Source organism: Pseudanabaena sp. UWO310, from assembly GCF_006861605.1.
Taxonomy (GTDB): Bacteria; Cyanobacteriota; Cyanobacteriia; order Pseudanabaenales; family Pseudanabaenaceae; genus Pseudanabaena.
Map to the genome: position 1 here is coordinate 1 of NZ_SELU01000038.1, position 12,582 is coordinate 12,582.

The 12,582-nt window shown below is 42.7% G+C and carries 14 protein-coding genes; 10 read left to right on the plus strand and 4 right to left on the minus strand.

The features are described 5' to 3' along the window. Positions 1-268: 268 nt before the first annotated feature. From argB to PseudUWO310_RS13555, 3 genes are all read right to left on the minus strand, one after another. Positions 269-1,138, minus strand: a complete 870-nt coding sequence (gene argB, locus PseudUWO310_RS13545; protein ID WP_142602121.1) for an acetylglutamate kinase — start codon at positions 1,136-1,138, stop codon at positions 269-271. Positions 1,139-1,367: 229 nt separating this feature from the next. Next, positions 1,368-2,516, minus strand: coding sequence for a glycosyltransferase family 4 protein (locus tag PseudUWO310_RS13550; RefSeq protein WP_142602124.1), 1,149 nt, complete (start codon positions 2,514-2,516; stop codon positions 1,368-1,370). Next, positions 2,513-3,529, minus strand: a complete 1,017-nt coding sequence (locus PseudUWO310_RS13555) for a DUF928 domain-containing protein (protein ID WP_142602126.1) — start codon at positions 3,527-3,529, stop codon at positions 2,513-2,515. Before PseudUWO310_RS13555 ends, PseudUWO310_RS13550 begins: the two co-directional genes overlap by 4 nt. 66 nt (positions 3,530-3,595) lie before the next feature. On the opposite strand from PseudUWO310_RS13555, the gene PseudUWO310_RS13560 reads away from it, so the two are divergent. From PseudUWO310_RS13560 to PseudUWO310_RS13605, 10 genes are all read left to right on the plus strand, one after another. After that, complete coding sequence (locus PseudUWO310_RS13560; RefSeq protein WP_142602128.1) at positions 3,596-4,189, plus strand: Uma2 family endonuclease; 594 nt, start codon at positions 3,596-3,598, stop codon at positions 4,187-4,189. A gap of 181 nt (positions 4,190-4,370) precedes the next feature. Next, entirely contained in the window at positions 4,371-4,640 is a 270-nt protein-coding gene (locus tag PseudUWO310_RS13570; RefSeq protein WP_142602131.1) for a BrnT family toxin, read from the plus strand. After that, positions 4,630-4,887, plus strand: coding sequence for a hypothetical protein (locus tag PseudUWO310_RS13575; protein WP_142602133.1), 258 nt, complete (start codon positions 4,630-4,632; stop codon positions 4,885-4,887). The genes PseudUWO310_RS13570 and PseudUWO310_RS13575 overlap by 11 nt, the downstream gene beginning before the upstream one ends. Positions 4,888-5,256: 369 nt before the next feature. After that, positions 5,257-6,486 (plus strand): HNH endonuclease, encoded by a 1,230-nt coding sequence (locus tag PseudUWO310_RS13580; protein ID WP_142602135.1) that lies wholly within the window; start codon positions 5,257-5,259, stop codon positions 6,484-6,486. After that, entirely contained in the window at positions 6,479-7,375 is an 897-nt protein-coding gene (locus PseudUWO310_RS13585; protein WP_142602187.1) for a substrate-binding periplasmic protein, read from the plus strand. Before PseudUWO310_RS13580 ends, PseudUWO310_RS13585 begins: the two co-directional genes overlap by 8 nt. Beyond that, positions 7,288-8,169 carry a J domain-containing protein gene (locus PseudUWO310_RS13590; protein WP_142602137.1) on the plus strand — a complete coding sequence of 294 codons (882 nt, stop codon included), beginning with the start codon at positions 7,288-7,290 and terminating at the stop codon, positions 8,167-8,169. The genes PseudUWO310_RS13585 and PseudUWO310_RS13590 overlap by 88 nt, the downstream gene beginning before the upstream one ends. Before the next feature lie 63 nt (positions 8,170-8,232). Beyond that, the gene (locus PseudUWO310_RS13595; protein ID WP_190316023.1) at positions 8,233-9,246 is read left to right on the plus strand and encodes a diguanylate cyclase; all 1,014 of its coding nucleotides are present in this window, start codon (positions 8,233-8,235) and stop codon (positions 9,244-9,246) included. A 369-nt stretch (positions 9,247-9,615) separates the two neighbouring features. Further along, complete coding sequence (locus tag PseudUWO310_RS13600) at positions 9,616-10,158, plus strand: hypothetical protein (protein ID WP_142602142.1); 543 nt, start codon at positions 9,616-9,618, stop codon at positions 10,156-10,158. Positions 10,159-10,278: 120 nt separating this feature from the next. Continuing rightward, complete coding sequence (locus PseudUWO310_RS22965) at positions 10,279-10,440, plus strand: hypothetical protein (protein WP_190316025.1); 162 nt, start codon at positions 10,279-10,281, stop codon at positions 10,438-10,440. Positions 10,441-10,455: 15 nt separating this feature from the next. Next, on the plus strand, positions 10,456-11,559 hold the full coding sequence (locus PseudUWO310_RS13605) for a DUF1517 domain-containing protein (protein WP_223805662.1): 1,104 nt from the start codon (positions 10,456-10,458) through the stop codon (positions 11,557-11,559). 45 nt (positions 11,560-11,604) lie between these two features. On the opposite strand, the gene PseudUWO310_RS13610 is transcribed toward PseudUWO310_RS13605, so the two are convergent. Further along, positions 11,605-12,576 (minus strand): ABC transporter ATP-binding protein, encoded by a 972-nt coding sequence (locus PseudUWO310_RS13610; RefSeq protein WP_142602191.1) that lies wholly within the window; start codon positions 12,574-12,576, stop codon positions 11,605-11,607. Positions 12,577-12,582: the final 6 nt, after the last annotated feature.

The following is a 12,582-nucleotide window of genomic DNA, read 5'->3' on the forward strand; positions in this document are numbered from 1 at the left end:
GAATAGAGAGTGGCGGCGCTTCGCGCCGCCACTCTCTATTCGGTTTCTAATACCAATTCCCAAAAGTATTGAAAACCAAACCCAGTAAGGGTTTTAAAATCACAAAATGGCTACGCCATTTTGTGATTTGGTATAACGTTACTAACTATAGCTATACCAGTTTTAATTTTTGGTATTAATTGGTATTAAGTGGCGGGGCATAATTAAAACCCAAAATCAAAAGCTGTAGCGCACGCGCAGCGTGCGCTACAGCTTTTATAGCTAGATTTTAAAGCAATGTTTCCGAAGCAACGATCATCGAGCCAACGCCACTGTTCGTAAAGATTTCCAATAGAAGTGAGTGCGGGACTCTACCATCAACGATATGAGCTGCTCTTACCCCTTGAGCTAGCGATCGCACGCAACACTGTACTTTGGGAATCATGCCACCACTAACCACATTACTATTCATGAGCTCTCTTGCTTTTTGGATAGTTAAACTGCGATAGAGAGTACTGGGATCCTTGTAATTATGTAAAATACCTGCAATATCAGTGAGTAGAATCAATTTTTCAGCTCCTAGCGCCGCCGCAAGTTCACCTGCAACGGTATCCGCATTAATATTGTAGGATTGACCTGTTTCATCGGTGGCAACGCTGGATACAACGGGAATATGTCCTGCTTCTAGCAATGTGGAGAGTAGCCCAATATTAATGCCACTGACTTCACCGACAAAACCGATCTCATCATTGCCTTGGGGACGGGCGCGGATCAGGTTGCCATCCTTGCCACATAGTCCCACACCAGAACCGCCAGCAAGGTTGATCATTTCCACAATTTGCTTGTTAACACGTCCTACTAATACCATTTCCACAACTTCCATCGTGGCGGCATCGGTAACGCGCAACCCATTAATAAACTGTGGTTCAATATTGAGCTTAGTCAGCCATGTATTGATTTCAGGCCCGCCACCATGCACTAGCACGGGGCGCAGTCCCATGAATGACATCGTAACGACATCACGAATCACATCCTGTCGCAGATTTTCTTCTTTCATGGCTGCACCACCATATTTAACGACAATAGTGCGTCCTGCAAATTGCTGCATATAAGGCAGTGCTTCACTGAGAATCTGAACGCGATCGCTGTCTGTGATCATTTAACGCCTCGACTATTCTTAAAAAATACTTTGATTAACCTTACAACCTCACTTACACCTATAGATAAGCGAATCTAGGTATTTATTAATATTTGACAACTTTTACGAAACTCTCCGTAAACCCCAAAGTTAATTACGGGCTGTCGCTACTTAACCCAAGAATTAATTGGCGGCGCGAAGCGCCGCCAATTAATTCTTGGGCTCTATGTCCTAGTACACTTGGCGACAGCTATATACCTGCGATCGCCATTTCAAAGGCTTGACATACGGAGGAAATCGAAAACTTAGTTTGAGCTTGGATATAGGCTGCCTCAACTATCGTCTTCGTAAATTCGCGATCGCTAAAAATTTTTTGCATCGCCTTGGCAAGTAGATGGGGATCGTTCGGAGGGATCAATAGCCCTGTCACGCCATCATCAATAATTTCTCCCGTGCCACCACCCATAGTAGCGATCGCTGGTCTTTTGGCTAACTGAGCTTCGACGATTACTCTTCCAAAGGGTTCGGGGGCGGTCGAACAATGGGCGATCGCATCACATGCCTTCATTAAGGCAGGAATATCTTGGCGAAAGCCGAGCCAATGGACACGCCCTTTTAGACTGGGTTGGGCAGCAATATTTTTCAGCTTCTCCGTATATTCCGCTTCACCGAAGAGCGCGTCACCCACCAGTAAAACATGGACATCAGGCAATTCACGGGCAGCTTCCAGCAAAATATGTTGTCCTTTCCAATAGGACAGACGGCTAAACATGCCCACTAAAGGGCGATCGCGCGGAATGCCCAATTCTTCACGGAGCGTCGCTTGCCGATCATTAATGCGATCAAATTTTGTGCAATCAAAACCGTTATAAACCGTGCGGAGCAGTTGCCGCTTACCACCACAGGCAATAAATGCGTCGCCCGTAGCTTGGGAATTAACGATTACTCTGCTAGCAAACCAATTCGCTAGGGTGACGGCAATTTTGCGATTGGTCGCACTAAAAATATTCGCGGTCAAAATATCATGTAAGTGCCAAACGACGGGCGCACCACCAAATAACCTCGCGATCGCTGATACCACAAATCCCTTTTGGTTATTGGCATGAATCAGATCAAAATCTTGACTTTTTTGAGCTATTTGCCTGCCCAGTCGCCATAGATCGCCGATGGATTTCCAAGAGGCTAGCCCGCTTGATACTTTTACCTCTGCCAGCGATCGCGAAGATGGCAAGACTTCTACTTTTACACCCAAGTCCTCCAGTCGATTTTTTAAAATGCCGTCAGTTAATAACAACACCTGACTGTGATCGCGATAGGCATGGGCAAAATCGAGCAAGCACAGCTCTCCACCTCCCAAAACTGCGGTATAGCTTACAAATAAAATCCGTTTTTCTATCATGGGTTATTGCTAGGCAAGGAAGTCTCATCGATCTCAAGTTGCTTACTAAAAGACTCAAAGTCCAAATTTCGATTATTAGCCAGCCCTGCCTTTAAAAGTTCACCTGCTTCTCTTAGGGCTGGAGTATCATTGGGCTTAAATTTTAACCAACGGGCATAGCCATCGATCGCCTCAAACCAATATCCTGAACGAGCGTAAATCTTGGCGCGATCGCGATCGGTTAAAGCCAGATTCAAGGATTGCTTGAGGGTTTCTTCGTTTGGGTTATACATAATCCAACCGCTGACAGTAACTTTTTGGCAAAGGCGATCTTCCACCACAATCTGCCATTTATAGGGCTGATCTGGCTTTAAAGAAGCCGATTGCGGTAATTTAAAACTAGCCAAACCGCCATGCATTTCCATCTCAATTTGAAAAACTGCGATCGGTTCGGGAGCGTCCATAAATAAGGTAAGCTGCCCGTTCAAATCATCTTTATGAGCCGAATTTGGCGAATCCTTGGCTTCACTGGGGTCTTCAGAAATATTCCCATCATTTAAATACCAATACAGCGTCGGTTGAGGACTTGCGGTTTTTGCCCCATCTTCAGGCGTAATCAAGATGATGAAAGGTAATTTTGAAGACGGACTCGTTTCGCTCGGCTTTGGAGAGTTTCCATCTCTAATCGCGTTGGGATTGCAAGGGCGTTTACCTCCACCACTATGCACAGAGGGAAGTCCACGGCTAGGATGGGAGAAGGAGCCATTTTTAATCGTGGTGGAATCAAACAAGCGAGTGCCGCCGCCCGTACTTGCCGTTTTGGGTAGCCCCAATCCATAGTTACTTCCGTTAAACTGCGCCAATAACCAAGTTTGAGCGATCGCATCTAATCGCAGAAAGTCGCTAGGTACTACCAAACTGGACAAGGAACAGATCAAGATTGTAAAGGCACTACTGAGACAAGTATGAAAAGTTAGCTTGTTAGTTACAGCAGTCAAATAATTACTTTGAGGAATAGATACTTTACATCTCATAAATTTTCAGAGCCATGCGCGTAAAATGGCTAGTAAGTATTTGCTAAGTAATAGCAGTCATAGCATATGAGCATCACTTTATCTAAATCAACTCATATTGAGCTAGAGCAAAAATTACTATTGCCAAGGATCTATAGTTGGCAAGAATTCGAGGTGTTAGAAAACCTGTTAGCCACATGTGGCTTTCGCATTACTTATCTTGATGGCTGGATTGAGCTAATGACTGTTGGTGAACCCCACGAATTGATTAAGAAATCTCTAGCAATTTTGTTGGAAGCCTATTTCATTATCCAAGGAATTGAATTTATACCTATGGGTAGTGCTACTCGTCGCGGGCAAGAAAAGGGGACATCCTTTGAGCCTGATGAGTCTTATTGTTTTGGGGAAAAGAAAGCTAATCCTGATCTAGCGATCGAGGTGATCTTGACTAGCGGCAGCTTGGAAAAACTAGAGAAATATCGCCGCTTTGAGATCCCTGAGGTCTGGCTCTGGGAAAATAATCAACTGCAAGTATATGCTTTCATTTCTTCGGAATACCATCTTGTCCCCCGTAGCCAACTTTTACCTGATCTTGATATTGATCTGTTAGTAAGTTGTGTGCAGATGCCATCAAGATTAGAAGCAATGAGAGCTTTTCGGCATGGACTACACCATGAGTGATGGAGATATTGGTATATTTGTAGCGATCGCTTGATTAGAGAATAAATGTTTAAGTTTGCTCACAGGCTTGCTGGCTTAGCAATTTATACAGGGCTATGTCTAGGATTCGCTACCACAATAACGCCCATTAAATCACCCGCATTTGCTGAAGATAGGAGTCTATTTATCTTCTAGAAATTACATGAAATTTGATTTCGATCCAGTTAAAGCAACTTCTAACCTACAAAAACATGGTGTATCCTTTGAAGAAGGCGTGACTGTGTTTAGTGATCCTTTAGCATTGACAATTAACGATCCTGTTCATTCAGAGCGAGAGTTTCGTTTTTTGACTATTGGCATGAGCGATCGCTATCGACTTGTTGTTGTATCCCATACAGAGAGACATGGACAAGTTCGATTAATTAGTGTTCGATTAGCAACTCGCCAAGAGAGGAAAGAATATGAATCCTGAAACTCAAATAGACAATGATGAAATGCTTCCTGAATATGATTTCTCAGGAGGTGTTCGAGGTAAATATTACGAGGCATACAAACAAGCTCAAAATATTGCTCAAAATACCATTGTTCTCGATCCAGATGTCGCAAGTGTATTTCACGATTCTGCCTCTGTTAATGAAGCTCTGCGAATGCTACTGAAGATCGCTAGTTCTATGAAAACAAGTCCAATTAACCAAGATCCACCTCTTGTTAATTCTTAGTAGAAAATCCCGATCGCATATCATAATTACGTTCCCACTAAGCAACACCAGCAAAGATTACTGTGATAGGTCACTCCCCCACATTTAGTTCATCAGCTAGTCTCTTAGAAATGGTGGCTAACCAGTTCTTAGTGATTGTATAGATGGTTAACGGTTTCGTGTAGTCCTATAATTGGTTAGGATGGCAAGGTGAAAGCCTATTTTTATATTGATCAAACTTTGATTGGTTCTGACGAAATAGCTGGAGAGTTTTCGACTAATCCTGATTATATACAGGGCTATGGTCAATAGTGATATTTTTAGAATTTCGTTATGGTAAAGTATATTAACAACTTGTATATTCAAAAGCATTAAAATAAAAAAACTAAAATGAAAAAATTATCACAAGGGCAAAAATTAGAACGCCCAAAAAATCTTGATAAACGAGTATTTTTTTGTGATGAATTTAAAGGTGTTGATTTTCTTCGCAAACATGATTTACTGTGGCTATATATTATTAAAAAAGGTGGGACAAGTAAATTCCAGTGGGTTCTTGAGTTTGATGTCTTAGAAAGTGGAAATACAGGGGGAAGTGTTGCTTTTACAAAACATGAATTCACTCAAATAGCACAAATATGTGAATCAAGAAATTTTGATTGGAATTTTAGGATTTCTTCGTCATACCCTAGTCTAATTTTGTATAGATATTCAGAGTTAGATTCTGTTATTGAAGTTGCAAATAAGTTAGCAGATTTTACTTACAGGCTACACTATGACCAGAAAAGACGGACTTTGATTGATGAGATATATAAAGCTTCGCATCAAAGCGACAATCAAGAATTAGTTCTCCGTATAAACGGCAAAAAAAACGGACAGTTTAGATTGATTACAGATCAAGAGCTAAAACTAGAAATATTGTTTTTTAAAAATGGCAGAATTTCTACTAGAAGAGAAGTTAATAGTGCCATTGCCTATGAAACTGGATATACCAGAGACAAAGCAATTAAAGAGTCAAATCCTAACAGAAAAGATGGTATTTTATTGATTAATCACCATATCAAAAAGTCTGAATTTCATGCTACTGATTGGAATACATTTTGTTTGACAGTGGATAAACGTATATTCACTAAATCAGGAGAGCCAATTAACTATGTATATAAAGAAGATGTAGAACAGATTCATCTTGAACTACAAGAAGAAAACAACAATTCTTTTGATGTGGTTCAACAAAATCTATTTCCTGATGAAGTAGCTCAATCTATTAATGATTTAGGTGTCAATAAATCTTTTCGAGAAGGGGCGACATCTCAGGTTTCAGTTAATGCTTATGAACGAAATCATCAGGCGCGTGAAAAATGTATCGATCATTATGGAACGAGTTGTGTTGTTTGTGGATTTAATTTTGGTAAAGCATTTGGTGAACTTGGAGACGGATTTATTCATGTGCATCATCTAAAACCTATTTCCGAAATTAGGGAAGAATATGAAATTAATCCCGTTGAAGATATGCGTCCTGTATGTCCCAATTGTCATGCAATGATTCATCGTCGTATACCATTATTGAGTATCGAAGAAGTCAGAGAAGTGTTACAAAATAATTTTGATCGAAACAATGTTTAAGTTTGCTCACAAACTTGCTGGCTTAGCAATTTATACAGGGCTATGTCTAGGGTTCGCTAGCACAATATCGCCAGTATTTGCTGAAGATAGCAGCCTTGGCATCGTCATGCGTCGCGGACAATTACGAGTGGGAATTGATGCCGCGATCGGTGGTCCCTATATGTTTTGGAATGCCAAGACGCAGTTTTATGATGGGTTTGAGCTAGAAATCATTCAAGAAATTGCCGCAAAATTAAACATTGAACCCCGTCCCATTAATATTCCTTGGTCTACCCAGCCTGAAAATTTATCTTCGCGACAGGTCGATGTCCTTCTTAGTGCGCGGGAAGAGGGAGCCCTAGAAACGGGCGATACCAAGGGCAAATTCATCGAAACCGTTCCCTATTACCGTAGCGCTCAAAGGTTGCTAATCCGTGCCGATGGCACGCAAATCAAATCCCTCCGCGACATGATTGGCAAACGGGTGGGAGTTGTGGCAAATAGCGGAGGCGCAGCGATCGCAGAAACCTATAATAAAAATAGGGGTAATGCTATCCGCCTGTTCTCCTCACGGGATCTCGATCGGATGGTCATCCAACTGCGCGATCGCCAGCTTGATGCGATGATCCTTGATGAACCAGTAGCCGTATGGCAAGCACGCAACAATCCCAACTTTATAATTGTTGGGGAACCCTTAATTCCGATTCGTCTAGTGGCGATCGTCAATAAGGACGATGTATCCCTAAAAAATGCCGTAGATCGGGCTTTAACAGAGATGCGTCAAGAGGGTAAACTCGAACAGATACTTAAGAGGTGGAACCTGTGGGAAAGCCAGAAAACTTTAAAATCAACAACGGTCTTGCCAGTTACGGTATTAGCGATCATTACGCCGTACTCGGTTTACCAATGACCAGTGATGCGCTCCAAATTCGCAAAAAATTTCTCAAGCTTGCAAAGATTTTGCATCCTGATGTATTTGGCAGAACTCCCGAAGAAAAAGAGCTTGCCACTAAATATTTCTCAAAAATGGTCAGCCCAGCCTACCAAATTCTCAATAGCGATCGCGAGCGGGGAGAGTATTTAGCCACCTTAAGAATTTTTGCCCAGAACACCAAGCAAAAAGAACAGATACCGACGATCAGTTCTGAAATTGCCCAAAAACTCTATCGGATGCCCCACGAAGTCACCTATCAGCAATATGTAGAACAAGTTGCTCCGAAACAATATGAAAGCTTAGATACCATCTTGGAATACACCACCACTCTCAGCGAGTTAAATTTGGTATATGTCTTGACTCAGCAGACCTTGAGCTTTACCAGCAGCAGCAATGCTTACGCTCCTGCTCCCAGTCAAACCCATAGCCCTGAACCTGTAGCTGCCAAACCAGCCCAGTCTCCCGCATTGCGAAATCTCAATATGGCGGAGTTATTTATCAGTAAAAAGCAATGGACTGAGGCGCTTAAGGAGTTACTGGGAGCTGAGAAACTCGATCCTAATAACGCTAAGGTCTATGCGCTTAAGGGGTTAGTGCAAATGAATCAAAATGCGGCGGCGATCGCGAAGGCAAGCTTTCAAAAAGCTCTCAAACTCGATCCCAAAGAGCCGATCGCCCTCAAATATATCAATCAGGTGACTACTGCTAGCAAACCGCCAGAAAAAGCGCCAGAAAAGAAAGGCGGGTTATTTGGCTGGGGCAAAAAGTAATCTCGTATATTTCTCGCTAGGACTGGATTTCCGCAGACTCAAAAATATGGCGAGGCAACCATCTTGGATTTCCGCAGACTAAAGTATTACCGCCATAATGCGCTCATGCTGATCGTTAGTGCCGATCAGCATATTTTGACGACGATTACCCAATATTTAGGCTCAGAACGTTACAGTTTCATCACGGAAACCAGTGGCGAAAGAGCTTGGGAAATCATTCTTCACAAAAAACCTGCGATCGTTTTAGCTGATTGGCATATCCCCGATGTCTCTGGTGTAGCACTTTGCCATCGGGTTAAGGTAAATCTCGAACATCCCGACCTCATGACAACGTATTTTGTCTTGATTGTCGATGCTTTGAACAATCAACAACGTCAAATAGGTTTAGATGCGGGTGTTGATGAATTTCTCAGCAACTCCATTGATGGTTCTGAGCTAAGAGCAAGATTGCGGACGGGGCTAAAGGTCAGTGCGTTAACGCAGTCTTTGATCTGGACTAACCAGAAATTACTCGCTCAAAATGACTTGCTGGATACATTGAACTTAGTCGATCCTTTAACAAAGGCTTTAAGTGAGCAAGCCTTTGTTGAGATCGTGCCGAAAATGATGCAACTGTTTAAGGGCTATGGCGCTTATCAAAGTTATAGTTTCTTGAGCTTGTTGATCATTGATATCGATCGCTTTCAACCGATTGTCGATTCCTATGGCGAGCAGGTTGGCAATGAGACGCTTAAGGCGATCGTCGGGCGTTTGAGCAATAACTGTGAGGCTAACAGTTTAATTTATCGTTATGGCTTAGATGAGTTTGCTTGCATTACGCCCCATAATGATGCTGCAAGTGGCAAACAACTCTCTCAAAATTTACTGGCAAGCATTAGCAGCCATCCAATTTCTGTCTCTTCGGCATTGTTATTTCCACTAACGATTAGTGTCGGTGGAGTGGTAACGACTTTAGCAAGCCTCAGCCAACAAAATCTCGATCGGAGTTTTGGCAAACTTGTAGCTTTAGCAGAACACTCACTACATCAAGCTCAATGTGCGGGTGGCAATCAGGACTATATCAAAGAACTTATCTAACGTGAGTTCGGGATAATTTGAAACGGGCTGTGAGAAAGGGTTTGCGACGCAAACCCTTTTTCACAGCCCAAAAGTAAAAGCCTTGCTATGCAAGGCTTTTACTTTTGGGCTGTGAAAATTTGCCAGCTTAAGCCGAACTGACGTTAAATATAAAACCCTCAAACCTGCGACGCACGCGCAGCGTGCGTCGTAGGTTTTATATCTGGATTTTAATTATATTGTAATTATGCTGAGGTACTTATACCAATTCACGAAAGTATAACAACCTTTTATGAATTAAAAACCAAACCCAGTAAGGGTTTTTATCAAAATTTATCACAACTAATTCAGGATTACTATATTTATAATTTATAATTTGATATCTGTAATATGTACAAAAAAATGTACAAGAAAAAACTTCAGTTCTTGACAACGGCATTACTCACTTTCTCCATGATTCAAGCGATCGCTTTGAGCTTTAGCGATCAGCAACTCAATCTAGCAATTCTGCAAGATCGGCAAGCCTATGCCAAAAGTAGCGGCGCTCGGAGCGGTGGGGGCTCTTTTAAATCATCACCATCATCGAGTTCGAGTAGTTCGAGTAGCTCTACCAAATCGCCATCAAAATTTAAGTCATCACCATCATCGAGTTCTAGTAGTTCGAGTAGCTTTACCAAATCGCCATCAAAATCTATACCCACAAGCACATCTAGCCCTTCTAGCGATCGCAACTCCTTAACTAGCCCCAGTCAAACGCAAAAGAATCCAGCTATTGTCCCAGCGCCTGTCCCAGTGCCTGTCTCAACGCCAAGTATTATCGATAATTCGTCAAGTTCTTTACGCAGCAGCGACGCGAATAAAGGTTCTTCGGTCATGTCGTGGCTAGTTTGGCCGATAATTTTGCTAATCGGTGGAGTGTTTATCTTTAGATGATGCAACTATTTAAACTATTTATTTAAACTATTTAAGGGATAGGGATATGGCACTTATAAGAGTTATAGTTTCTTGAGCTTAAGGCGATCGTCGGGGGGGTGAGCAATATTTGAGTAATATTTGAGCAATAACGGTGAGGCTAACAGTTTAATTTATCGTTATGGTTTAGATGAGTTTGCTTGCGTTACGCCCCATAATGATGCTGCAAGTGGCAAACAACTCTCTCAAAATTTACTGGCAAGCATTAGCAGCCATCCGATATTTGTAATTTGTAATTTGTAATTTGATATTTGTAATATGTACAGGAAAAAACTTCAGTTCTTTACAACCACATTACTCACCTTCTCCATGATTCAAGCGATCGCTTTGAGCTTTAGCGATCGGCAACTCAATCTAGCGATTCTGCAAGATCAGCAAGCCTATGCCAAAAGTAGCGGCGCTCGGAGCGGTGGGGGCTCTTTTAAGTCATCACCATCATCGGGTTCTAGTAGTTCTAGCAGCTCTAGTAGCTCTAGTTCGAGCAGTTCTACCAAATCGCCATCAAAATCTACAAGCACATCTAGCCCTTCTAGCAGCGATCGCGACTCCTTAACCAGCCCCAGTCAAACGCAAAAAAATCCAGCTATTGTCCCAGTACCGATTATTATCAATAATTCGTCGAATTATCCCAATTCTCCGTCAAATTCTTTTCGCAGCAGCGACACGAATAGAGGTTCTTCGGATATGTCGTGGCTAGTTTGGTTGATAATTTTGCTAGTCGGTGGAACGATTGTCTATTTCATCATTCGCTCAATTATGATTCCTAGCAAATCAGGAGAGAAAGCTGGAGAAGTAGGAAATGAAACCTTTACCGTCACCAAGTTACAGGTTGCCCTGCTTGCTGAAGCGCGTCAGGTGCAAGCCCAATTAACCGAATTAAGCCTTGAAGTGGATACGGATACGTCAGAAGGTTTAATGACGCTGATGCAAGAGTCGGCGTTAGCTTTGATGCGTACCCCCGAAAACTGGAGCCATGTTTCATCTAGTTCGCAATCAGTAAATCGCGATCGCGCTGAGTCCCTATTTAACGAACTGTCCCTAGAAGAACGCACTAAGTTTAGTGAAGAAACCTTAGTAAACGTCAAAGGGCGCGTTGCTCAACGTTCGACGGCGATCGCTTCTCCTGACAAGGATCCTTCGGCCTATATTGTGGTAACACTCTTAATTGGTACCGAGCATGACAAGCCCCTCTTTGGCGAAATCCACAATACCGAGCAATTACAGTCCGCCTTAAAGGCGATCGCCGCAATTCCCTCTAGCCATTTGTTAGTGTTTGAACTGCTGTGGAGTCCACAGGCAGACACCGATAGCCTCACCTATGACGAGCTATTGACGGAGTATACCCACATGACTCAGATCTAAAGAGAGGGTTGGAGCAAAGCTCCAACCCTCTCTTTAGAATCGCGATTAGTCCTTGTGCCGCGAGGCTTTGATTTGATCGATAAAAAATTCCTCAAGGGTTTGACGTGCTAACTCGATGGCGATCGCCTTTGCCCCAATACTAGCGATATAGGTCAAGAATTCAGGTAGATCCTTGGCTAGTTGACCATGCCAAGTATCGTTTTGAAAAATGAGATGTTGGAGCCAAGGCTGTAATTCGACCTCAGTACCACCATGCCCGCTCACTTGATAGGACTGTTCCGTACCTAATAACTCATTGAGAGTCCCCATCGCGACCAATTCCCCTTTATTGAGAATGCCAATGCGATCGCAAATTAGCTCGACATCCGACAAAATATGACTGTTAAAAAATACCGTTTTGCCTTGATTTTTGAGCATTAAAATAATTTCGCGGACTTGATAGCGACCCACGGGATCTAGTCCCGACATCGGCTCATCAAGAAATACCACTTCGGGATCATTAATCAAGGCTTGAGCAACGCCAATTCTCTGCACCATTCCCTTAGAATATTGGCGCAGTTGCTTTTTACGCGCTACAGATTGGGACAGTCCGACCAGATCCAATAAATCCGCAATACGCTGGCGGCGCAGTGATGGGGCAACGCCAAATAAACTACCGATAAAATCCAGTAATTCCCATCCCGTCAAGTAGTCGTAATAATAAGCATTTTCAGGTAAGTACCCGATGGACTGTTTCGCTGTGCGATCGCCAAGAGGGTATCCTAAGATCTCACCCGTACCTGAGGTTGGCTGGACAATACCGAGCAAGATTTTTAATAGAGTCGTTTTACCAGCTCCATTAGGTCCTAACACGCCAAAGGTTTCACCCTTGCGAATGGTTAAAGAAAAATCCTGTAAAGAACTAATTTTTTGATTTAACCAAAAGCCAGTACGATAGGTTTTGCTCAAGCCGCTCGCCACAATAGCGTTGCTGGCAATAATCTGTTGCTGGGGTTCGCTAGTCAAGACTTCTACCATAGTTGC

Bases quoted from the DNA above. Each gene is read 5' to 3' on its own strand.
- argB (WP_142602121.1), bottom strand. From the start codon at position 1,138: ATGATCACAGACAGCGATCGCGTTCAGATTCTCAGTGAAGCACTGCCT.
- PseudUWO310_RS13550 (WP_142602124.1), bottom strand. From the start codon at position 2,516: ATGATAGAAAAACGGATTTTATTTGTAAGCTATACCGCAGTTTTGGGA.
- PseudUWO310_RS13555 (WP_142602126.1), bottom strand. From the start codon at position 3,529: ATGAGATGTAAAGTATCTATTCCTCAAAGTAATTATTTGACTGCTGTA.
- PseudUWO310_RS13560 (WP_142602128.1), top strand. From the start codon at position 3,596: ATGAGCATCACTTTATCTAAATCAACTCATATTGAGCTAGAGCAAAAA.
- PseudUWO310_RS13570 (WP_142602131.1), top strand. From the start codon at position 4,371: ATGAAATTTGATTTCGATCCAGTTAAAGCAACTTCTAACCTACAAAAA.
- PseudUWO310_RS13575 (WP_142602133.1), top strand. From the start codon at position 4,630: ATGAATCCTGAAACTCAAATAGACAATGATGAAATGCTTCCTGAATAT.
- PseudUWO310_RS13580 (WP_142602135.1), top strand. From the start codon at position 5,257: ATGAAAAAATTATCACAAGGGCAAAAATTAGAACGCCCAAAAAATCTT.
- PseudUWO310_RS13585 (WP_142602187.1), top strand. From the start codon at position 6,479: ATGTTTAAGTTTGCTCACAAACTTGCTGGCTTAGCAATTTATACAGGG.
- PseudUWO310_RS13600 (WP_142602142.1), top strand. From the start codon at position 9,616: ATGTACAAAAAAATGTACAAGAAAAAACTTCAGTTCTTGACAACGGCA.
- PseudUWO310_RS13605 (WP_223805662.1), top strand. From the start codon at position 10,456: ATGTACAGGAAAAAACTTCAGTTCTTTACAACCACATTACTCACCTTC.
- PseudUWO310_RS13610 (WP_142602191.1), bottom strand. From the start codon at position 12,576: ATGGTAGAAGTCTTGACTAGCGAACCCCAGCAACAGATTATTGCCAGC.